This window comes from Nocardia sp. NPDC005825 (assembly GCF_040630175.1).
Lineage (GTDB): Bacteria > Actinomycetota > Actinomycetes > Mycobacteriales > Mycobacteriaceae > Nocardia.
Genome location: NZ_JBEXXC010000009.1, coordinates 228,744 through 247,874, shown reverse-complemented (window position 1 = coordinate 247,874; position 19,131 = coordinate 228,744). Strand labels below are relative to the sequence as shown.

The 19,131-nt window shown below is 66.7% G+C and carries 22 protein-coding genes; 11 read left to right on the top strand and 11 right to left on the bottom strand.

Features of this window, described 5'->3' with window-relative positions:
- The first annotated feature begins 2 nt into the window (after positions 1 to 2).
- From ABZ382_RS24695 to ABZ382_RS24685, 3 genes are read left to right on the top strand one after another with little or no spacing between them, the layout of a single operon-like run.
- Positions 3 to 1,295, top strand: a complete 1,293-nt coding sequence (locus tag ABZ382_RS24695) for an FAD-binding oxidoreductase (RefSeq protein ID WP_357093020.1) — start codon at positions 3 to 5, stop codon at positions 1,293 to 1,295.
- A 39-nt stretch (positions 1,296 to 1,334) separates the two neighbouring features.
- A complete protein-coding gene (locus ABZ382_RS24690; RefSeq protein WP_357093018.1) occupies positions 1,335 to 2,024 on the top strand; it encodes a transporter in 690 nt (229 codons plus the stop codon).
- A 10-nt stretch (positions 2,025 to 2,034) separates the two neighbouring features.
- Entirely contained in the window at positions 2,035 to 2,622 is a 588-nt protein-coding gene (locus ABZ382_RS24685; protein ID WP_357093016.1) for a TetR/AcrR family transcriptional regulator, read from the top strand.
- A gap of 31 nt (positions 2,623 to 2,653) precedes the next feature.
- Here ABZ382_RS24685 and ABZ382_RS24680 read toward each other — a convergent pair whose 3' ends face one another.
- From ABZ382_RS24680 to ABZ382_RS24665, 4 genes are all read right to left on the bottom strand, one after another.
- Positions 2,654 to 3,259 carry a DUF1345 domain-containing protein gene (locus tag ABZ382_RS24680; RefSeq protein ID WP_357093015.1) on the bottom strand — a complete coding sequence of 202 codons (606 nt, stop codon included), beginning with the start codon at positions 3,257 to 3,259 and terminating at the stop codon, positions 2,654 to 2,656.
- Positions 3,260 to 3,434: 175 nt separating this feature from the next.
- Positions 3,435 to 3,947: a DUF3558 family protein gene (locus ABZ382_RS24675; RefSeq protein WP_357093013.1), complete on the bottom strand. Its 513-nt coding sequence runs from the start codon at positions 3,945 to 3,947 to the stop codon at positions 3,435 to 3,437.
- Between the two features lie 227 nt (positions 3,948 to 4,174).
- Entirely contained in the window at positions 4,175 to 4,366 is a 192-nt protein-coding gene (locus ABZ382_RS24670) for a DUF397 domain-containing protein (protein WP_357093012.1), read from the bottom strand.
- Complete coding sequence (locus tag ABZ382_RS24665; protein WP_357093009.1) at positions 4,363 to 5,274, bottom strand: helix-turn-helix transcriptional regulator; 912 nt, start codon at positions 5,272 to 5,274, stop codon at positions 4,363 to 4,365. Before ABZ382_RS24665 ends, ABZ382_RS24670 begins: the two co-directional genes overlap by 4 nt.
- A 320-nt stretch (positions 5,275 to 5,594) precedes the next feature.
- On the opposite strand from ABZ382_RS24665, the gene ABZ382_RS24660 reads away from it, so the two are divergent.
- Together ABZ382_RS24660 and ABZ382_RS24655 are read left to right on the top strand one after the other, a co-directional pair.
- Positions 5,595 to 5,831, top strand: a complete 237-nt coding sequence (locus tag ABZ382_RS24660) for a hypothetical protein (protein ID WP_357093006.1) — start codon at positions 5,595 to 5,597, stop codon at positions 5,829 to 5,831.
- Positions 5,821 to 6,021 carry a hypothetical protein gene (locus tag ABZ382_RS24655; protein WP_357093003.1) on the top strand — a complete coding sequence of 67 codons (201 nt, stop codon included), beginning with the start codon at positions 5,821 to 5,823 and terminating at the stop codon, positions 6,019 to 6,021. The genes ABZ382_RS24660 and ABZ382_RS24655 overlap by 11 nt, the downstream gene beginning before the upstream one ends.
- Here ABZ382_RS24655 and ABZ382_RS24650 read toward each other — a convergent pair.
- The 3 genes from ABZ382_RS24650 to ABZ382_RS24640 all read right to left on the bottom strand — a co-directional run bounded on the left by ABZ382_RS24650 (position 6,018) and on the right by ABZ382_RS24640 (position 8,298).
- On the bottom strand, positions 6,018 to 6,824 hold the full coding sequence (locus ABZ382_RS24650; protein ID WP_357093000.1) for an LLM class flavin-dependent oxidoreductase: 807 nt from the start codon (positions 6,822 to 6,824) through the stop codon (positions 6,018 to 6,020). The genes ABZ382_RS24655 and ABZ382_RS24650 overlap by 4 nt on opposite strands.
- Before the next feature lie 150 nt (positions 6,825 to 6,974).
- A complete protein-coding gene (locus ABZ382_RS24645; RefSeq protein ID WP_357092996.1) occupies positions 6,975 to 7,826 on the bottom strand; it encodes an SDR family NAD(P)-dependent oxidoreductase in 852 nt (283 codons plus the stop codon).
- Between the two features lie 31 nt (positions 7,827 to 7,857).
- Positions 7,858 to 8,298, bottom strand: coding sequence for a nitroreductase family deazaflavin-dependent oxidoreductase (locus tag ABZ382_RS24640; RefSeq protein WP_357093389.1), 441 nt, complete (start codon positions 8,296 to 8,298; stop codon positions 7,858 to 7,860).
- Positions 8,299 to 8,482: 184 nt separating this feature from the next.
- On the opposite strand from ABZ382_RS24640, the gene ABZ382_RS24635 reads away from it, so the two are divergent.
- Complete coding sequence (locus ABZ382_RS24635; RefSeq protein ID WP_357093387.1) at positions 8,483 to 9,475, top strand: NAD(P)H-quinone oxidoreductase; 993 nt, start codon at positions 8,483 to 8,485, stop codon at positions 9,473 to 9,475.
- Between the two features lie 9 nt (positions 9,476 to 9,484).
- On the opposite strand, the gene ABZ382_RS24630 is transcribed toward ABZ382_RS24635, so the two are convergent.
- Positions 9,485 to 10,075 (bottom strand): TetR/AcrR family transcriptional regulator, encoded by a 591-nt coding sequence (locus tag ABZ382_RS24630; RefSeq protein ID WP_357092993.1) that lies wholly within the window; start codon positions 10,073 to 10,075, stop codon positions 9,485 to 9,487.
- Positions 10,076 to 10,183: 108 nt separating this feature from the next.
- Here ABZ382_RS24630 and ABZ382_RS24625 point away from each other — a divergent pair, with 108 nt between their 5' ends.
- The 5 genes from ABZ382_RS24625 (at position 10,184) to ABZ382_RS24605 (ending at position 15,913) form a co-directional block, all read left to right on the top strand.
- Positions 10,184 to 11,503, top strand: a complete 1,320-nt coding sequence (locus ABZ382_RS24625) for an NADH:flavin oxidoreductase/NADH oxidase family protein (RefSeq protein ID WP_357092990.1) — start codon at positions 10,184 to 10,186, stop codon at positions 11,501 to 11,503.
- Positions 11,504 to 11,597: 94 nt separating this feature from the next.
- Positions 11,598 to 12,515, top strand: coding sequence for an acetoacetate decarboxylase family protein (locus ABZ382_RS24620; RefSeq protein ID WP_357092987.1), 918 nt, complete (start codon positions 11,598 to 11,600; stop codon positions 12,513 to 12,515).
- A 64-nt stretch (positions 12,516 to 12,579) separates the two neighbouring features.
- Positions 12,580 to 13,533 carry an alpha/beta hydrolase gene (locus tag ABZ382_RS24615; protein ID WP_357092984.1) on the top strand — a complete coding sequence of 318 codons (954 nt, stop codon included), beginning with the start codon at positions 12,580 to 12,582 and terminating at the stop codon, positions 13,531 to 13,533.
- Positions 13,534 to 13,639: 106 nt separating this feature from the next.
- Positions 13,640 to 15,229: a succinic semialdehyde dehydrogenase gene (locus ABZ382_RS24610; protein WP_357092982.1), complete on the top strand. Its 1,590-nt coding sequence runs from the start codon at positions 13,640 to 13,642 to the stop codon at positions 15,227 to 15,229.
- A 171-nt stretch (positions 15,230 to 15,400) separates the two neighbouring features.
- Positions 15,401 to 15,913 carry a nitroreductase/quinone reductase family protein gene (locus ABZ382_RS24605; protein WP_357092979.1) on the top strand — a complete coding sequence of 171 codons (513 nt, stop codon included), beginning with the start codon at positions 15,401 to 15,403 and terminating at the stop codon, positions 15,911 to 15,913.
- 38 nt (positions 15,914 to 15,951) lie between these two features.
- On the opposite strand, the gene ABZ382_RS24600 is transcribed toward ABZ382_RS24605, so the two are convergent.
- The 3 genes from ABZ382_RS24600 to ABZ382_RS24590 form a co-directional block, all read right to left on the bottom strand.
- Positions 15,952 to 16,233: a hypothetical protein gene (locus ABZ382_RS24600; protein ID WP_357092976.1), complete on the bottom strand. Its 282-nt coding sequence runs from the start codon at positions 16,231 to 16,233 to the stop codon at positions 15,952 to 15,954.
- Between the two features lie 447 nt (positions 16,234 to 16,680).
- Positions 16,681 to 18,129 carry an amidase gene (locus ABZ382_RS24595; RefSeq protein WP_357092973.1) on the bottom strand — a complete coding sequence of 483 codons (1,449 nt, stop codon included), beginning with the start codon at positions 18,127 to 18,129 and terminating at the stop codon, positions 16,681 to 16,683.
- Between the two features lie 308 nt (positions 18,130 to 18,437).
- On the bottom strand, positions 18,438 to 19,130 hold the full coding sequence (locus ABZ382_RS24590) for an IMP cyclohydrolase (RefSeq protein WP_357092970.1): 693 nt from the start codon (positions 19,128 to 19,130) through the stop codon (positions 18,438 to 18,440).
- Between the last annotated feature and the right edge of the window lies 1 nt (position 19,131).

The window sequence follows — 19,131 nt, the reverse complement described above, 5'->3', positions numbered from 1 at the left end:
ACATGGAACTCTTGACCGAAACCGGCTGGGCCGCACCGCCGATCACCGCCACGCCCGCGCTCGCCGACCACATCACCTGCGATGTCGCCGTGATCGGTGGCGGAGTCGGCGGCATGACTGCGGCACTGCGTCTCGCCGAGTCCGGCGCCGACGTCGTGCTGCTCGAGGCCGAGACCTGCGGCTGGGGACCCAGCTCGCGCAACGCCGGTTATGTCACGAACTCGATCGCCGCCGATCCCGCGCTGTTGGCACTGCTGTTCCGCCGCAGCAAGGTCCGCGCACTGTTCCAGTTCGCCGAGGCCGCCGTCGAATTCACCCAGGAAGCCATCGCACACCGCGCCGTCGACTGCGAGTTCGAGAAGGTGGGAATCGTGCAGGCGGCGGTGTCGCGTGGCCAGCTTCGCAAGGCGCGACGGAACGCGAGGATCATGGCCGAGGCCGGGTCGTCGGCCGAGTTCGTCGACGGGCCGGACGCGGGTCTGCCGGCGGGCTTCCTCGGCGGCATGCGGGAAGGCATCGGCGGAACCTTGAATCCGGCCAAGTACGTCGGTGGCCTACGCGGGGCCGTCATCGCCTCGGGGGCAAGGGTTTTCGAGCACACTCGCGTACAGAGTGTCGTCGACAGCGGCGAGCGGGTCACCATCGAATCCGAGCATGGCCGGGTGGTCGCCGAACAGGCGCTGCTCACAACCAATGCCTACGGCAAGGACCTCGCGATCACACCACGCCGATTGGTCTCCCCCGTATGGACGTCGCTGGTGGAGACCGAGCCGATCGCCCCGGAGCGCTTGGACGAAATCGGCTGGACCAGCCGGGCTCCCCTGGTGACCTCGCACATGATCCTGGAGAGCTACCGCGTCACGCCGCGGAACTCGATCGTCTTCGGGACCCGGCGGCTGGAGACGACCAGCGGTTCGTTGCCTGCCAGGACCGCCTCGGCGCGAGTCGTCGACGATCTGGTCCGGGGCTTCCGCGAACGCTTTCCCGGACTGCACGATATTGCGCCACAACGGGCTTGGGGCGGCTGGATCGGCATGAGCTCCAGCTGGCTGCCCGTGGCCGGAGCGGCGTCACCCAATGTGCTGTATTCGCTGGCATGCAACGGGCACGGGTTCGCACAGGCCCAGTACGTCGGCCACCTGTTGGCGGGTCGCCTCCGCGGCGATTCCATGCCCGAGGACCTCGAAACCATCTGGCACGGCCGAGGCGGATTCTGGCCCAGCTTCGTCAGCGGACCGGCGCTGGAACTGGGGTGGCTCGGAGACCGCCTGGCCGATCGACTGGCGCGCCACTGAATCCGGCGGCCCGCAGTCCCTCACACACAAGAGATCACCATGGATATCAAGAACTCACTGCTCCTGCTCGCCGACCTCTGGATGGTCGCCGCCGGATTCACCTTCGGCTGGAAGTTCATTCGGAACCACCAGAACTATCTGCTGGGCCTCGAATGGGTCATCGTCGCGACCTCCGGCACCAACTTCTTCGTCTTCGCGTTGACCGGCGCTCATCGGACCAGCCCGATGTACCACATCGCACTCTTCTTCGATGCCTTCTCCCGGTCCGTCGGAATCACGCTGATCCTCGTCCTGGGGTTGATGAGGGTGACCCATCGCTACAAGCCTTCGCTGCCGACCGATCTCGGAGTCTTCGCGCTCGCGACTGTCGCGGGTCTGTACCTGTCGATATTCGCCGACCGCCTCGGTGTCGCCGGCGCGACGTTCTACGTGGTGGTGAATGTGGCCACGTCCGTGTTCCTGCTGTACTTCGCGCGGCGGCTGTGGGACGTCGGCGAGCGAGGACAGGCGATCGGCGTAATCGCCGCTACCGCCGCGGGTTTCCTCATCGCCGCGATATACGACTTCTATCACCTCCCCGGCGACGACGAGAACCACACGCTGTTCTATATCGGCGCGCTCGCCACCTGGGGATTCCAGATGACCATGTACTACTACGCCTACCGAGCCCTGCACCGGGCCGACACGGTCGAGGGCAGCCTCGCGAAGTCATCAGGGCTCATGATGTAGTGGAAACACGATGAGCAGACGCCCGAAGCACGATCCCAAAGAGTCGGAACGCGAGATCCTCGAGGCCGCGAAGAAGTTCTTGAGCGAGCGGCCGTTTCGCGAGATGAGCGTCGACTCGGTGATGAGTCTGACCGGACTCAAGCGTCCCGCGTTCTACGTGCACTTTCGCGACCGCCACGATCTGGCGCTGCGGATCGCCGACGAGCTCGGACAGGAAATCTCCCGGGTGCTCGACCGCTGGCTCACGGGGACCGACCTGGCCAACGATGCCCGGTCCGCGTTCGAGGGACTGACCGAGGTCTACCTCGAGCACGGCGCGGTATTGAGTGCGCTGTCCGATGCCGCCGGCAGCGACGAGAAGGTCCAGGCCGCCTACCACGGACTCGTTCAGCGCTTCATCGACGCCACCGCCAAGCGCATCACCGATGATCAAGCCGAAGGCCGTATCCGCTCGGATCTCGACGCCGTCGAGACAGCCCGCGCGCTGGTCTGGATGGACGAACGCTATGTGACCCAGGCGTTGGGTCGACCACCGCGAACAGATCCGAAGCTGGTCGTCGACGTGCTCTACAACATCTGGATGTCCGCGCTGTACTGACGAGCGCGCGGGAAGGATGACCGGAGGCTGGTCAGCTCTTGAGCCAGTCGATGGCGATGGCGATGAGTGCGGCGTTGAAGAAGAAGCTGACGATGCTGTGCGTCATCACCCGCCGGCGCATGGATCGGGACGTGACGGTGACGTCGGAGACGGCGAACGAGGTGCCGATGGTGGCTGCGAAATAGAGGTATTCGGTGAATTGCGGGTGGGGGCAGTTCGGGAAGTCCAGGCCGCCGTCGACGGTGTGCTCGCGGGCGTAGATCTGGGCGAAGGCGGAGTGCAGCAGCAGCCAGGACAGCAGGATCGTGACGACCGCCAGACCGGGCAGGAAGGGGTCGCCTCGGACCTCGTCGCGGTTCGCGCTGACGATGAGGCCGGCCGCCAGGCCGATACAGCTGACGAGCACCGCGAGGAACTGGGTGTACCAGCGCGGGGCGATCGCCTCGGACATGTCGTCGGCCGGTGCGGGAGTCAGCTCGCGGCCCATCGCCACCCAGGCGGTGGCCATGTAGGCCGCGGCGGCCACGTTCCACCCGAGCAGCGGTATCGCCCCGTGCCCGGTGCGCACGAACTGCACCAGCCAGCCGACACCGAGGATCGTGAGGACCAGCTCCAACACCCACAGGAGTGTCCGCATCCTGCCCGCTCCTCCGCCGAATCCCGGCAACGCATAATCGTCGGCCCGACGTTACCGCGACCGATCGCCGCGACCCGGTAGCGACGGTGCGGGGATTCCGCGTTCGCCGATGTCCGCGGCGAGGCGCGGAACAGCCCGTCGGCGGGCGACAGGGCGAGATCGGCTCGGCTCGAGGTCAGCGGCCGCCGATGGCGGGTTCGAAGATGGTTGCGGCGTTCTGTGCGCTGACGCAGGTGTTTCCGTCGGCGTACGAGACCTCGACGCCCATGACGCCGGTGGCGGTGCGGAGGCTGACCGTGCATCCCAGGATGGTTTGCGGCCCGTAGAACGCGTCGCGGCCGTTGATCTTGGTGACGGTCGGCGCCTGCCCGCCCGGGCTGTTGACCGCGGACTGGGCCGAGGTCAGGTATCCCTCATAGGTTCGGATGGGAGCAGCCGCGCTGGGGTGTTCGAGAGACAAGGTCTCATGACCGCTGAACGAGGTGAAACGGCATTTCACCGAGTAGTCGCCGATCGTCGGTACGTCCTTCTTGGTCTCCGGGTCGTATCCGGCGCTGCGAAGAGCGCTCTTCCGGATTTCCTTGCACGGGTCGAACATTCCCGCCGGCGAACTGTCCGAGCCCGAGCAACCACTGACCACACCGGCCGCGAGACCAGCCACGATCACGCCGATCAACTTCGTCCGCACACTTCCCCCGTAACGCCTTCACACACGGCCACCTCAGCCGAGCAGAACGGGACTGTACCCGCCGGGAAGCCAGAACGGCGGGCCGGAGGCGTCGGCGGGCGACGATAGCCTCTGCCGAACGCACACCTGCTCGAAGAATCCGCCTGACCCGCTGGAGCGAGGTCGACTCCTGGCCACGAAGCCCCCGTCGGGAAATCCGTACGGGGGCTTCGCCGTTCGCAGAGATGTCAGCGACTCCAGATGCCGCTTTCGATGAAGCTCGTCCACATGTCGGCGGTGAAGGACAAGATCGGCCCCCGGCCGTGGTCCTTCGTGTCGCGGACCCGCGTGATGTCCAGGTCGTGCCGGACCTCTACGCAGTAGTTTCCTCCGTCGGACCTGGTCGACTTGTACCACACACTCTCCGGCGGGTTCTTCACGCCTTGTACTCCTTCGCAGCTTGCACCATCAGATCTCTGGTGCATTCCTCCGTCAACGCTACCTTTCCGAGGGCTTCGATGGCCTCCTCGTACTTCGTCAGGACGTCGTCTTGCTCGTGGTAGCCAACACTGAACGCGCCTTCGACGTACACCACCGGCGGCTTGGTGAGTCCGCTTACCCCACGGGCGAATTCGAGTCTCGTGAAGGGTTGGATCGTCAGTCCGCGGTGTGACACCACATCGAGTTCGATGATTCGAATGCTGACGTTCTCGCGTTCACCGAGGTCAGCGAGCCACCTCAGTTGAGCTGCCATGATCGCCACGCCCCCGACGCGGTGCCGGACGACCGCTTCGGACATCAGGACTCGTACATGAAATTCCTTCTCGTTCAAACGATTCTGCCGCCTGGCGGTGAGTTCGAGTCGGCGATCGACGTCCGTGGCGGACAGGTTGGGATTGTCGATTCGAACGATCTCGCGCCGGTAGTCCGGTCCCTGCAGAAGTCCGGGAACAATGACCGGGTGGTAGGCGACGACATTGCTGGCGAGCTCCTCGAGGCGGAGGAACTTCGAGAAGTTGGGCGGCAGTTGATCCGTGTACTCGGTCCAGAACCCCTTCGCCCCACCCTCAGCTTTGGCGACCTTCTCCTGCCGCTTGATGTCCGCCCAGATTGCCAGCGCCTCTTCCCGCTCCCGATCCGTGGCATCGTAGAACCACAGCAGGCTCTCGATCTGCGGCGTGGTGAGCTTCGTCGGCGTGCCTTCCTCGAGGCGCCCGATGACGAAACGAGATACCTCGCCCAGGTGTAGTCCGGCGACGGTGGTGTTCTTACCGGCACGCTTGCGGAGCCGTTGCATGAAATTGCCGAAATCAAGTCGAGAAACGGATGACTTCGCAGAACCAACCATTTCGTTAGCCTCGCAATCAAGGTGAATGTTCGCCGCGCACAGGTGCTTTCCGCACACCAATCGTATTCCACGAACAGAGCGCCGCGCGCAGTTCGCCACCAATACCGTGGTAGTTGCCGAACAGAAAGTACCTGGACACTAGGGGTCGCGATGCCATGGGACGCTTGGGCTTTGACGTTCTTGTCCGTAGCCGGGGCAACAATTCTGATCGTCTGCCTGGTCGAGGATTTGAGAAATTCCGGTCGGTATGGAAATAGGTCCCGCGGCCGTCACCGCCGGGGGCGGAACGGAATGCGCTCGCGGCGGGAGGTGAATTCGCCGTGGACTCCTACGACCGATTGGAAGACTGCGACGTCGGCGACGACGAGCCGACGATGAACTCCACCGAGGCCATGGAATCGCTTGTCCTGCATCGTGACTGCCTCACGGCGCTGTGTGAGCGGAAGATGGCGGCGAGTCAGATCATTCGGATCGCGCCCGAGCGGCGGCAGTCCGCCAAGGTCATTCAGTTTCCTGCTGCTCGATCGGAGTCGAACCGTGCCCCGCGTGACCGGTGACCGACACCGCGCACCCCGCCTCGCTCCGGCGACCCTCGTCGAGGCGAAGGCCGGGCTCGATCGCCACCGGGCGTGCGCCGAGGACTGTAATGCCAAGCGGCACTATGAATCCGCCGTCCAGCGGATGGTGCGCGGCCGCGGCCCCGGCTGGAACATCTGGTCTGCCGGGGATCGGCCGCGCCCCGCCTAACGTCCGGCGAGTGCGGCCACGACCGGAGCGAACGTGTCCGCGACATGAGCGCCGAACACGAAGTAGGAGAACCCGAGCTCCTCGCGCCGCCGCTGGATCTCGTCGATCACGGCCGCCGGATCATCCGGCAGCGCGGCCATCGCGTCGGCCGCATGCCAGGCGGCGGTGTCGGTGGTGGGCGGCGCCATATGCGGCGCGACCGTATCCCCGACCACCGGCACGGCCAGCGCCAACTCGGGCCCGTCGGCGGTGCGGAACTCCGCTACCAGCTTCTGGACCTCCCCGCGAGACTGAGTCCCCAAGGCGAACGTGACCGTATCCGCCAACTCAGCCGCCAACGCCCGAGCCTTCGGCCCGAATACGGCCATGGCGACCGGCGTACGCCGGTCGGGCCCATCCAATTCCCGCAGCATCCGCACGGCCTCCCGCATCTCCCCCAGCCGCTGCCCCGGCGACGGCACGCCCTCGACCCCCTTCCCCGCCAACTCCTCCGCGATCCCGGGCCTCCCGACCCCGATCCCCATCTCGAACCGCCCCTCGGTCACCACCGACAGCGAGTGCGCCTCCCAGGCGGTCAGCCACGCGGGCCGCAGCGGTGACGCGTAAACCCAGGTCCCCACCCGCAGATCCGTCTCCGCCGCCACCGTCGCCAACATCGGCCCCGGCGCCGGCTGCAGCTGCGGGAAGTCCGGCATCAACAACGTCGAATACCCACTCCCCGCCACCCGGCGAGCCTGCTCCCGCCACGCCTTGACCTCACTCCTGAGCGGCGCAACCACCCCGAACCGAAACGGCCTCGACATCCCGATCTCCTGTCTGTAGGTCTACCCACAGGATTCGACGCCGCGGCCCCCCGAAATTCATCGCCCACCCGAGCAATCCAGCCGTGAACGCCGGGCCGGCGTCCGGCAGGCCCGGCGACCGTCTGGTCGGCCCGGCGCTGCGCCGGTGCGTTACCCGGACCCGACGAGATCGGCTGAGGCGGACCACAGTTCATCGATGAGGCGGCGGTCGTGGGCCTGCGGCGATTCCGGGCCGCGCGCCCGGTGTCGATGGAAGTAGACGCCGTTGATTTCCGGGTCGGCTCCTCGACGGGCCAGTTCGATCAGCGGTTCGGCTCCGCGGACCGGATCGATGGTGCCGAGGTGACGGAGCGGGGTGCGGTAGAGCAGGCCCACCGCCCGCGAGTCCCGGCCGAAACTCGATGTCACGGGGCCGGGATGCACTGCGGCGGAGACGATTCGGTCAGCGGACCAGCGTTGCGCGATGCCACGGGTGAACATGATGTTCATCAGCTTGCTCGTGCCGTAGGCGCGCCACCCGAACGCCTGCCGCCGCCGGTAGTCCAGATCGGAGATATCGACTCGGCCGAAGAGATTGCCGACGCTGGCGGTGTTGAGCACGAGCGCTCCCTCCGCGGCGATCAGCCGATCACGGAGCTGGTGGGTGAGCAGGAATGGCGCGAGGTGATTGATCTGGAAGTTGGGTTCGTGCCCGTCGGCGGTGCGGTGTCGCGGATCGAACAGGCCGCCCGCGTTATTGAGCAGCACGTCGATCGCGCCGACTCGTTCGCTGATCCGCGCCGCGAGTTCCCGCACCTCGTCGAGGACGGCGAAATCGGCGGCGAACGCGGTCGCGCCGGTGTCCTCGGCGACGGCGGCGAGTTTGCGGGCCGACCGGCCGGCGATGATGAGATTCACCTCGGGCGTCGCCAAGGCCCGCGCGGCCACCGCCCCGATGCCATCGCTGGCGCCGGTGATGACGATGGTTCGCCGGGCGTTCGGTTCCGAACGACTCTCGGTCACTGCGTCTCCTTCAGGGGCGAGCGCGCCGCGCTCAGTCGGCCAGCTCGCAGATGACCACGGGAATTTCGCGGGTGGTCCGGGTCTGATAATTGGCGTAACCCTTGTAGGCCTTGGTGATCCGGGGCCACAATTCGGCGCGCTCCTGCGCGTTCGCGGTGCGGGCGTGAACCTTGTGCCGACGGCCGCTGATCACCACCTCGGCCTCGGGATTGGCCTGCAGGTTCCGATACCAGTCGGGGTGTCGATCGTCGCCGCCCTTCGAGGCGACGAGCACTATCCGTTCGCGATCGTGCACGGGTGCGGTCAGGTAGCACGACCGCGGCTGTCCGGACTTGCGTCCGACGGTGTGCAATTCGACCACCGGCATGCCGAAGGGATTGGCCAGCAACCTGTTTCCGCTGACGGTGAGTACTACCCGGTGTGCGAGGTTCATCAACTTCGCGCCGATGTCCGCGAGCGCATCTCTGTCCACCACGTGCCCCTGTCCGAAGTGTTCCGCTGTTGTCACGGTCGACTCGCGAGCGGTCCGTTGACCGGCCCCAGCGAGTTAACAGTGCATACATTAACAAAAATGTGAGCGACGTCAACATTCAAAGGCGGCACCTTCGACGGTAATGTAAGCAGCGTACACATACCGGCGAGCGAGAGGTTCCATGATGTATGCGATGACGCTGGACGGCTTCGGCGGTCCCGAAGTGATGAAGTGGGCGCGGGTCGAGGACTTGCCCGCCCCCGGGCCAGGTGAAGTCGCCATCGAGGTGGCCGCCGCGGGCGTCAATCGCGCCGACGTCATGCAGCGTGCCGGCTTCTATCCGCCGCCGCCGGGCGCCAGCGAAATCCTCGGCCTCGAGGTATCCGGCGTCATCGCCGAGGTCGGCGCGGGCGTCGATCACTGGGCGCCCGGGGATCGGGTGTGCGCGCTGCTGGCCGGTGGCGGATATGCCGAGCGGGTCAATGTCGCGGCGACGCAGGTTTTGCCGGTCCCCGAGGGGGTCGGCCTCACCGCCGCCGCGGCGCTGCCGGAGACGGCCGCCACGGTCTGGTCGAACGTGGTGATGACCGGCGGACTGAGCGCGGGTCAGGTGCTGCTCATCCACGGCGGCGGCAGCGGGATCGGCACCCACGCCATCCAGGTCGGTCGCGCGCTCGGCGCGGAGGTCGCGGTGACCGCCGGGTCGCGGTTCAAGCTCGAGCGATGCGGGGAACTGGGCGCACAGACCCTGATCAATTACCGCGAACAGGATTTCGCGGAAGTCATGACGAGCGAATACTCCGGCGCGAACGTGATTCTCGACATCATGGGCGGCAGCTACCTCGATCGCAATGTGACCGCCCTGGCCGAGAACGGGCAGCTGACCATCATCGGGCTCCAGGGCGGCGCGAGCGCCGAGGTGAATCTCGGTGCGCTGCTGTTCAAACGCGGCTCCATCCACGTCACGAACCTGCGTCGCCGACCCGAGACCGGGCCCGGCTCCAAGGCGGAGATCATCGGCGAGCTGCGGAGCAAGCTGTGGCCGCTGATCGCCGAGGGCAGCGTGACTCCGGTCGTGTCCGCCGAAGTACCGGTGACCGACGCCGCGCGGGCACATGCCCTGCTGGACTCCGGCGATACCGTCGGCAAGGTCGTGCTGACCATCGGTGACGCCTGAGCCGTCCGGTTACTCCGGAACGCGCCCTGTCGCCCGCAGCACCGCGCCCACCGCCGTTTCGACCTGGTGCGCCACGGCCTCCGGCGAGGAGGCGTCCAGCTTGCCGTCGAGGTGCAAGAAGGCCAGACCGTGCACCAGAGCCCAGACCGCGACAGCCATCGGCTCCGGATCGGAGTCCGGAAAGGCCTGCCGCACAAGTGATTCGAGGTACCCCTTGATGGCCTCGGTAGCCGCGACACGCTCGGGGGCGGCCGGATCGCACGGTTCGGCGAACATCACCCGAAACATTCCCGGTCGCGTGAGAGCGAAGCGGACATAAGCCTTCGCGATGGCGATCAAGCCCTCCGGCGTGGCCTGTGCCGGATGCGCTGCGACGAGCTCTTCGGCCAGTTCCCGGTAACCCACCGCGGCGACCGCCGACAGCAGCGCATCACGGTCGGAGAAATGACGATAGGGCGCCGCGGTGGATACCCCCGCCCGGCGCGCTGCCGCACGCAGCGACAACTCCGAGGCCCCGCCTTCCTCGAGTAGCTCCACCGCGGCACGCACCAGGGCGTTGGGTAGGTCGCCGTGGTGATACGACGTGGTCGAAGCAGCCATAATTCACCAACCCTAACAATGTTGACCCCGCTTACATCCTCCCCTAATGTTAGCGCCGCATACACGACGTGTTCGATGCCAACATTCCGATTCCAAGGAGATTCGCCGATGCCCAGCGCTTCAGCACACAACGGACTCTTCGCACCGGTTGCGCTGCGGCCAGGCCTGTTGCTGCCGAACCGAATCGCGAAAGCGGCCATGGAAGAAGGACTCGCCGGACCGGGACAACTCCCCGACGAACGAACCGTCGCCGTGTACCGGCGGTGGGGTGCGGGCGGCGCAGGCCTGCTGATCACCGGAAATGTGATGGTGCACGCCCGCGCGTTGACCGGTCCCGGCGGCATCGTCCTGGACGCCGCGGCACCGCTCCAGCCCTTCGCGGCCTGGGCCGCGGCCGGCAAAGCGGGCGGGGCGGCGATGTGGATGCAGATCAGCCACCCGGGCCGGCAGGTTCAGGCGAATATGCCCGGAGTGGTCTGGGGCCCTTCGGATATCGCCGTGAATCTGGGCCGCCACTCCAAGCGATTCGGCAAACCGGTCGCCATGACCGGCACGCAGATCCGCGAGACCATCGACCGGTTCGCCATCACCGCCCAGCGCGCCGAGCTGGCCGGATTCGACGGGGTGGAAGTCCATGCCGCCCATGGCTATCTGCTCTCCCAGTTCCTGTCCCCGCTGGTGAACAATCGCACCGACGAGTGGGGCGGGTCGCTCGAGAACCGCGCCCGGTTGCTGCTCGAGATCGTGCGTGCCATTCGCTATTCGGTGGCACCCGAATTCGCCGTAGCGGTGAAGCTGAACTCCGCGGACTTCCAGCGCGGCGGCTTCGACGCCGCGGACGCGCACAAGGTGATCGGGATGCTCGCCTCGGCCGGAGTCGACCTGGTCGAGGTCTCGGGCGGCAGTTACGAGAGCCCGGCCATGAACGGCCGCCCGGTAGACGGGCGCACGGCCGCCCGCGAGGCCTACTTCCTGGAGCTGGCCGCCGACCTGGCCAAGACCAGCCCGATCCCGCTCATGCTGACCGGCGGAATCTCCCACCCCGACACCGCCGAACGCGTGCTGTCGAAGAATGTCGCCGTGGTCGGGATGGCGACCGCGCTGGCGGTCACCCCCGATCTCCCGCTCCGGTGGCGCGAGGACCTCGGCCCGGCCGGAACGCTGAAACCCGTTCGCTGGTCGGACAAAACGCTCGCCTCCGCCACCGAAATGGCGCAGGTCCGTTATCAGATCCGCCGCATGGCGGCCGGAAAACAACCGGCTCCGGGTGTCCACCCCGCGCGGGCACTGGTCGCCGATCAGCTCGTACAACGCCGCGCCTTGCGCAGCTACTCCCGGTGGCTGGCGTCCGGGCGGCAAGGCCGCCGAGCACAGACCTTTTCGAACACAAACCATTTCAATGCAGGCGCAGGAGGCGCCGTGAAATGACAAGAGTGCCATTCGTACGCAGTGTTGACACTGCTTACATTGCTGATTAGCCTGAGATTCACCGCCATTTCCACTCGAATGAGAGAGTGCAAAGATGCCGTCTGCGCGTACGGACACCGTCGAGGTCAGCCTCGGCGATCACACCATCGAAATTCCCAAAGGCGGCCTGTACGACCGCTATCGGATGCGGACCGATCTCGACGACGTCGCCCGGGATCCGCGGATCGCCACTGTCGATTTCTTCCGAACGATGCCCAAGACCGAGGTCGATTCCCGGATCGGCACGACGCTCACGCCGAACTTCTACTACAGCGTCTCGACCGCGCGCCTGGTGATGCTGGCCCGCACCCGCAATATCCGCGCCCGGCTGCCCCGGGAGTTGACGCCGCTGGAGATCGCGCCCGGCCTCGGGCTGGTCTCGGTCATCTTCTTCCGCTACGACGTCTGCGATATCGACTTCTACACCGAAGTCGGCATCGGCGTCGCGGTACGACCGGCCCGGCACGGCGGACCCGGCGTGATCGATCTACTCGCAGGTCTCGGGGACGACCACCTGCACTCGTACGTGCTGTCACTGCCGGTGAGCACCGAAATCGCCCAGATCCGCGGTCACGACGGCTATGGCTTCCCGAAATGGGTCGCCGATATGGATGTCGAGATCGGGACCAACCGCACCACCGCACGGGTCGCCGCCGAAGACGGATCCACCGATATCGCGTTCTCGGTCGCGACCCCCGCCCAGACCGCGTACCCCACCGGTCAGCGGGTGTCGACGCTGACCTCCTACACCCAGCTCGACAACGCATGGCACGCCACCAAGAGCCAGATCAACACGCTCGCGGCGGGCAGCGCGCTGCTGCCGCGCAACCTCGAACTCGAACTCGGGCACGGCCGTCTCGCCGAGGACCTGCGTTCCCTGAAGCCGATCAAGACTGTACGGCTCGATGTCATGACCGAGGGCCAGCTCGCCCTGCACATGCCCGTCCCGACCTCGGTTCCCCGTCGGGATTAGTTCCACCGCACCACCGAAGAGATCGATCGAGAAGGTACCGAGAACACCAGAGAAGGAGATCCTCATGACCGAGATCGAGCCGGTGCTCGAACCCCAGGCGGCGCAATTCGCCAAGGACACCGACGCCCCGCCGTTCCTGTTCCAGATGCCGCCGGCCGACGGGCGCAAGGTCGTCGACGAGGTGCAGTCGGGCGATATCGACAAACCCGATATCGACGAGGAATGGATCACCGTCGAGGGCGGGCCCACCGGCTCGGTCAAGGTCCGGATCGTCAAACCGGCGGGCAGCACCGGTGTGCTCCCGGTCGTGTTCTACATCCACGGCGCCGGTTGGGTTTTCGGCAATGCGCACACCCACGACCGCCTGGTCCGCGAACTCGCGGTCGGAGCGGACGCGGCCGTCGTCTTCCCCGAATACGACCTGTCCCCCGAAGCGAAGTACCCGACCGCGATCGAACAGAACTACGCGGCGGCGCAATGGGTATTCGCGCACGGCGGCGAGAAGGGCCTCGACGCGTCGAAATTCGCGGTGGTCGGTGATTCGGTGGGCGGCAATATGAGTGCCGTGCTCACCTTGATGGCCAAGGACCGCGGCGATGTCCGCATCGGCCAGCAGGTGCTGCTGTATCCGGTCACCAACGCCGATTTCGACACCGCGTCCTATCACCAGTTCGCCGAACACTATTTCCTGGCCCGCGAGGGGATGAAATGGTTCTGGGATCAGTACACCTCCAATGAAGCTCAGCGCGAGGAGATCTACGCCTCACCGCTGCGCGCCTCGGTCGATCAGCTGCGCGGTCTGCCGCCCGCGCTGATCATCACCGGCGAGGCCGACGTGCTGCGTGACGAAGGCGAGGCCTACGCCGCCAAGCTGCGCGAAGCCGAAGTTCCGGTCACCCAGGTCCGTTTCGGTGGCATCATCCACGACTTCATGATGCTCAACGCGTTGCGCTCGACGTACGCCGCGAACACCGCCATCAAACTCGCCCAGGACACGCTGCGCGCCGCCCTGCACTGAGGCCGCGTCTTCCTCGTCCGGCCCGCAGCTCCGGCCCGATGCCGGGGTTGCGGGCCAGCCCCCCACACATCCCATTCCTGCCTGCCACGGTTTCCGGAGATCCGTCATGACCATCGACCACGCTTCCCCCGCCCGCACCTCCGCCGCACCGGCGTCGGTGACCCCGAATCTCGTTCAGCGACTTGCCTCCCGGGTCTCGGCCGACGCGGACGCGCCGACGGTCAGCAAGACCGCGCCCTATACGGGCTCGGAATTGGCGCGGCTGCCGGTCTCCACTCCCGCGGATGTCGACGCCGCGTTCGTGCGCGCCCGCGCCGCTCAGAAGCTGTGGGCGGCAACCCCATTGCGTGAACGCAAGCGAATCGTGCTGCGCTTCCACGATCTTCTGCTCGAGCGCCAGAGCGAGGTGCTCGATCTGATGCAGGCCGAGAGCGGCAAGACCCGCCGCGACGCCTTCCTCGAGGTCACCGACATCGCCATCTGCTCGCGCTACTACGCCCGCCGCGCCGCCTCGCTGCTCGCGCCGACCCGTCGGCGTGGGGCCGTTCCGCTGTTGACGCACACCACCGAGATCCATCACCCCAAGGGGGTCGTCGCTGTCATCTCGCCGTGGAACTATCCGTTGAGTATGGCTGCGGGCGATACGATTCCGGCGCTGCTGGCCGGTAATGCCGTCGTTCAGAAGCCTGACACGCAGACCGCTCTGACCGCGTTGTGGGCGTTGGATCTGATGTCCGAGGCGGGTCTGCCCGCGGATGTGTGGCAGATGGTGGTGGGCCGCGGCAGTTCGATCGGCGAGACCCTGTTGAACAACGCCGATTACGTCATGTTCACAGGCTCCACCGACAGCGGCCGCCAGATCGCCCGCGATGCCGGCGAGCGGCTCATCGGCGCGTCATTGGAACTCGGCGGCAAGAACGCGATGCTCGTGCTCGACGACGCCGACATCGACCGCGCCGCCGACGGCGCCGTCAACGCCTGCTTCCCCTCCACCGGGCAGCTCTGTGTCTCCATGGAACGGCTCTACGTCGCCGAATCCGTTCGCGAACGGTTCATCACCGCGTTCGTCGAGCGCACCCGGAAACTGCGACTCGGCGGCGCCTACGACTTCACCGCCGAAGTGGGCTGCCTGACCACCCCGGCCCAGCTCGAGACCGTCAGCGCCCACGTCGAGGATGCCGTGGCCAAAGGCGCGACCGTCCTCGCCGGCGGACGCGCCCGGCCGGACCTGGGCCCGCTGTTCTACGAGCCGACCATCCTCACCGACGTCACCCCCGACATGACGCTGTACGCGCACGAAACCTTCGGGCCCGTCGTATCCATCTATCCCTTCCGCGATCTCGACGACGCGGTCGCGCGAGCCAATGCCACCGCCTACGGACTCAACGCCAGCGTCTGGACCCGCGACGGCGCCAAGGGCCGAGCCGTCGCCGCCCGCCTGCACGCCGGCACCGTCAATGTCAACGACGCCTTCGCGGCGGCCTGGGGCAGCATCGACTCCCCCATGGGCGGCATGGGCGACTCGGGCCTCGGCCGACGCCACGGAGCCGACGGCATCCTCAAATACACCGAACCCCAAACCGTTGCCCACCAACGGCTCATGGGTTTCACCCCGCCCGCCGGAATCCCCTACCGCGCCTGGGCATTCATCCTGACCTCCTGGCTGAGGATTCTGAAGCGAGCCGGAGCCCGGTGAATCTGCTCGGCGCGAAGTGATGGACGCGGGTGGGTGCCGCGATGGTGGTGCTGGCGGTAGCCGGCGCCGGGCTCGACATCGACTCCTGCCGCGCCGGCGGGTCCGAAGTTCGTCGAAACTCTTCGTCGAACTAGGACCGTAGCGGTCCTATATCCGCGACATACTCGAACTATGAGCGAAATCGAATCGACTGCGGGACAGCCGGATCAGGCCGACATCACCGACTACGACGATCCGAACGCGCCCTGGAACCAGGCGTGGGACCAGGAGGGCAGCATCGCCCACTGGAACGATGACGTGATCAAGGAGTTCCGGGAGAGCTCGGGCAAGGTGGGCGGCGCTTACGCGGGTGGGGACCTCATCCTGCTCACCACCACCGGGGCCAAGAGCGGCAAACGGCACACCACCCCGCTGGGACCTCTTTACCGGGACGGCATCATGTACGTGAGCTCGTTCATCGAGGACAAGTACCCGGCCTGGTGGTACAACATCAAAGCGAATCCGCGGGTCACCATCGAGCTCCGCGACGAGACCCACCAGGCGACCGGCAAGGTCCTCGAAGCCGAGGACTACGACGAGTTCGCAACCTGGGCGCTGGCCAACAACCCGCTGCTCGCGGATTTCCAGTCCAAGATCGACCGCCCGATCCCCCTGGTCGTGCTGACCTTCGGCAGCGAGGTATGAGCGCGCCGCGGCAATACGGACGGCATGGTCTACCGGCCTCAGGACTCCTCGCCGAACAACGGGATCTGCCGCGAGGGGGCGGGGCCGCCGAGGCGGCGGAGGCACCGCGCGCAGGTGACGTCGGCGCGGGTCGGTTCCAGTGCGGTGGGGTCCCATCCGGCGATGCCGGTGTGGCACAACAGTTCCGGGACTTCCTCGCCCGCGACCCACTGGCCGAGACTGACTGCGTGCACGGTGCGCCCCCGCCGAACAACCGCGTGCACACCCGGCGAGCCGAAGGTGGCCCGGGTGGAAGCGGCCAGGGGCCCGATGTCGGTCATGTGCCCAACCGTAAGGGCGGGTACCGACAACCACGGGGCGGCGGATCGGTGAATGATGCTCGAGCATCGTGCAGCTTCTTTCGAGCTATCTATGACTTATCGTGCCGACGGGCTCTCGATGCGTGTCACTCGCCAGGGAATCAACCTGCTCGGATCTCGGGCGTGACTATCGTTCGGCGAAGGTGGGGTTGATTGGGGAGCGCGGAGCCCGCTCGGGTTCGGTTACTCCGTCGCGACCGTTTCACCTCGCCTGCCGGAGCTGAAAACCGCACAGCTCCGGACACGATGCCCACTCGACCAATATCGTGCAGACATCGTGGTTCGACGGCCGGGTGGAACGCACAGACTCCCGTTCCACCCGGCCCCGCGCCTGCGGTCTCTCCCGGTCCTCATCGCGAGGAGCGTGCGAGGCGGGTGCCCGCCCTTCGGTGAACCACACGGCGCGCGCTACGGGGCTCGGAAGCCGCCGATCTTCTGCTCGAGCAGTTCGGCCAGGCGCAGTAGGGTGCGGTCCTCGAACATCGGGCCGATGAGCTGTACGCCCACCGGCAGGCCCTCGGGAGACCGGCCCGTCGGTATGGCGGTGGCGGGCAGGCCCGGCATGGTGGCCATGCCGGCCCAGACGAGCTGGTCGAAGTACGGGTACTCGACGCCGTCGATGTCGATGTGCCGGTTCTCCAGGCTGCCGTTGTGGTCGTGCGGGAACGCGGGAGTGGGCGTGATCGGGCACACCACGGCATCGAACTCGGTGAAGAACCGCCGCCAGCCGTGGCGGTGGAGTTCGCGGCGGTTGTTCGTCTCGACCCAGTCGCGGTGGCTGAGCACCATGCCGCGCACCCGCGCCGCATCGAGGCTCCGGTCGTCCGCGCTCAGGGCGGCGGCACGGGTTCGCAGCTGTTCGTACACGTCGACGGGGAGACTCGTAGCGGCGTTCGACAGCATCAGCTGCAGGTAGACCGTCGCCGCTTCGGTCGGGTCGGGCAACAGCGGGCTGTGCCGTTCGACGCGAGCGCCCGCGTCGGCGAGGGCGTCGGCGACCCGGTTGATGCCCGCCCGCACCGCCGAACCGGTCGGGATGAGCGGATGGTCCTCGATGATCAGGACACGGAAGTCGGCCAGCCGCTCGTGGCGTGCGGGCGGCAGGGCGAGGTCGTAGGCGACGCCGTGGGTCAGCGGGTCCGGTCCGGCCATCACGTCGAGCAGGAGCGTGAGGTCGCGGGCGGTGCGCGCCATCGGACCGACCACAGCGAGGTCGAGGTCGATCGGCAAGGCCGGCGTGGGCGGCGGGACCATGCCACGGGTCGACGCCAGGCCCAGCGACGGCTTGTGCGCGTAGATGCCGCAGAAATGCGCGGGGGTGCGCAGCGAACCGGCGAGGTCGGAGCCGATGGACAGCGCGCCGAACCGGGACGCCAGCGCCGCCGCCGAACCGCCGGACGACCCACCCGACGTGCGGCTGTGATCCCACGGATTGTTGGTGGTGCCGTAGATGTCGTTGAAGCTCTGGATATCTCGCAGCATCACCGGCACATTCGTCTTGCCGAGCAGCACCGCGCCCGCGGCCTTCAGCCGCGACACCTGAACCGCGTCCTCGGCCGGAATGTAGTTCGCGTACTGCGGAATACCCCAGGTCGTAGGCAGCCCCGCCATGTTGTAGGACTCCTTGACCGTCACCGGAATGCCGAGCAACGGCCGATCCTCGCCGCGAGCGCGCGCCTCGTCGGCGTGGCGCGCGGCAGCCCGCGCACGCTCGAAATCGGGCACACAGATCGCATTGATCGCCGTGTCGTCGCGCTCGATCCCGGCGATCGCCTCATCGGTCAATTCCACCGATGTCACCGCACCGGCACGCATCGCGGCCACAAGTTCTTCGGCAGACTGAAGATTCCACTGCATGAATACGACGTTATTTGCCTGCCGCACAAGACATAAAATGTCGTTCCTCGCAAACAGGAATAGTCGAACGGGCGACCTTCGCGCGCCTTGGCGGACCCGTTCAGCCATGTCCCAGGTCACAGTGCCGGGCGCTCTGAATGAGTTGGTGCAAGCCATGAAATGCTGTTCAGCACAACGGGATAGATGTCACAACATCGCTGGTGCTCAGCGCCGAGAACCGCCACCGCGTCGACATCGAATTCCTGCTCACCATTCACTCCACCAGGTGGCTGGTACTCCTAATGACCTTCGTCGTTTCTCCGGCGTCCTCAGCCGACGCGGCCGCTGACCTCCCTCGCGACCGCGGCACCGTTGTCGAAGGTGATCCCCGCCGCGGCGACCCTATAGCGCGGGTCGACGGCGTCCCACGCCTCGGCGAGGGGATCGGCCGTGGTGAACGCGACCGGGGTGAACTGGTGGTTCGGCTCGATGGTGACACCGTCGGACTGGTAGGTGGAGAACATGATCCAGTTGTTCAGGTCTCCCGCCTGAGCGTCGAGGCGAACGTGCACCGGCGGCGCATCACGGTCGCCGGTGGCGGCCGCGTTGATCGACGCTATGACCCGCTGGGTGCTCAGTTCGAGTGCGACCGATATCCGGGGCGTGTTGATCGGTGGGTCGGGCTCGTATCGGGTTGCGGCAATGTGGGAGTCGAGCTGCGCTTCGGCGAGTGCGCCGTGCAGCGGGACCGAATGGTCACCGTTCGCGATGACGATCCCATGGTGGTCGGCGATCACCGCCGGGTAATGCCGCAACTCGTCGTGCGGGCCGTCCTCGGTGGAGCGTGCCCGCAACACGACATGGCCGTCCCGGGTTGGATCGAGCACCCGAGCCTTCGACGCCCGGCTGCGGCCGGTCAGCACGACGAGCCCCTCCAGGCGCCCCCGGCCATCGGACCGGAATCCGATCACCCTCCCCGGGTATGGGTTTCGGCGCATGAACTCCCGGATATCGATCGGCATC

What these genes read in the sequence shown, in the direction of transcription:
- ABZ382_RS24605 (WP_357092979.1), top strand. Translation starts at nt 15,401, where the DNA reads ATGAGCGAAATCGAATCGACTGCGGGACAGCCGGATCAGGCCGACATC.
- ABZ382_RS24665 (WP_357093009.1), bottom strand. Translation starts at nt 5,274, where the DNA reads ATGGTTGGTTCTGCGAAGTCATCCGTTTCTCGACTTGATTTCGGCAAT.
- ABZ382_RS24630 (WP_357092993.1), bottom strand. Translation starts at nt 10,075, where the DNA reads ATGGCTGCTTCGACCACGTCGTATCACCACGGCGACCTACCCAACGCC.
- ABZ382_RS24625 (WP_357092990.1), top strand. Translation starts at nt 10,184, where the DNA reads ATGCCCAGCGCTTCAGCACACAACGGACTCTTCGCACCGGTTGCGCTG.
- ABZ382_RS24690 (WP_357093018.1), top strand. Translation starts at nt 1,335, where the DNA reads ATGGATATCAAGAACTCACTGCTCCTGCTCGCCGACCTCTGGATGGTC.
- ABZ382_RS24600 (WP_357092976.1), bottom strand. Translation starts at nt 16,233, where the DNA reads ATGACCGACATCGGGCCCCTGGCCGCTTCCACCCGGGCCACCTTCGGC.
- ABZ382_RS24680 (WP_357093015.1), bottom strand. Translation starts at nt 3,259, where the DNA reads ATGCGGACACTCCTGTGGGTGTTGGAGCTGGTCCTCACGATCCTCGGT.
- ABZ382_RS24685 (WP_357093016.1), top strand. Translation starts at nt 2,035, where the DNA reads ATGAGCAGACGCCCGAAGCACGATCCCAAAGAGTCGGAACGCGAGATC.
- ABZ382_RS24635 (WP_357093387.1), top strand. Translation starts at nt 8,483, where the DNA reads ATGTATGCGATGACGCTGGACGGCTTCGGCGGTCCCGAAGTGATGAAG.
- ABZ382_RS24615 (WP_357092984.1), top strand. Translation starts at nt 12,580, where the DNA reads ATGACCGAGATCGAGCCGGTGCTCGAACCCCAGGCGGCGCAATTCGCC.
- ABZ382_RS24650 (WP_357093000.1), bottom strand. Translation starts at nt 6,824, where the DNA reads ATGTCGAGGCCGTTTCGGTTCGGGGTGGTTGCGCCGCTCAGGAGTGAG.
- ABZ382_RS24695 (WP_357093020.1), top strand. Translation starts at nt 3, where the DNA reads ATGGAACTCTTGACCGAAACCGGCTGGGCCGCACCGCCGATCACCGCC.
- ABZ382_RS24610 (WP_357092982.1), top strand. Translation starts at nt 13,640, where the DNA reads ATGACCATCGACCACGCTTCCCCCGCCCGCACCTCCGCCGCACCGGCG.
- ABZ382_RS24620 (WP_357092987.1), top strand. Translation starts at nt 11,598, where the DNA reads ATGCCGTCTGCGCGTACGGACACCGTCGAGGTCAGCCTCGGCGATCAC.
- ABZ382_RS24590 (WP_357092970.1), bottom strand. Translation starts at nt 19,130, where the DNA reads ATGCCGATCGATATCCGGGAGTTCATGCGCCGAAACCCATACCCGGGG.
- ABZ382_RS24595 (WP_357092973.1), bottom strand. Translation starts at nt 18,129, where the DNA reads ATGCAGTGGAATCTTCAGTCTGCCGAAGAACTTGTGGCCGCGATGCGT.